The following is a 449-nucleotide window of genomic DNA, read 5'->3' on the forward strand; positions in this document are numbered from 1 at the left end:
GCCGCGATCTGAGTGATGCACCAGTGCCTGATCCGTCGTTCTACCGTTCAACGCCTTGCGCATCGCCTGCGCAACCGATTCGGCATGCAAGGTTTCATGCACATGATGGCCAACGATTTTTCGGGAGTAAGCATCCGTAACCAGGCTCACGTACGCGACGCTTTGCTGGGTAGGCAAATAGGTGATGTCTGCTACCCAGACCTGCTCAGGGCCAGTGGCTGTCACTTGATCGGGGCCAGGTTTTAATCTGTTGGGGTGGCGACGGAAGCGATGATGGCTGTCAGTGGTCTTGTGGTAGGCACGTTTGCGCGTAATCAGTTGGCGACTGGCTCTGAGGATATCGAATAGCCGATCCCGACCTACCGATCGCGCCAGTTCAGGCTCAGCCTGCATCAGACCATGCAGCTTGCGCGTGCCCAGCCGCGGCATCTGAAGACGGGTTTCCAGTA

Annotated in this window: 1 protein-coding gene; it reads right to left on the reverse strand. The window is 57.5% G+C overall.

Features of this window, described 5'->3' with window-relative positions; genetic code table 11:
• Positions 1–449, reverse strand: a 449-nt coding sequence (locus tag CE491_RS00060) for a DDE-type integrase/transposase/recombinase (protein WP_199884901.1), incomplete at both ends; no start/stop codon positions are given.

It is taken from the genome of Pseudomonas bohemica (assembly GCF_002934685.1).
Classification (GTDB): Bacteria; Pseudomonadota; Gammaproteobacteria; order Pseudomonadales; family Pseudomonadaceae; genus Aquipseudomonas; species Aquipseudomonas bohemica.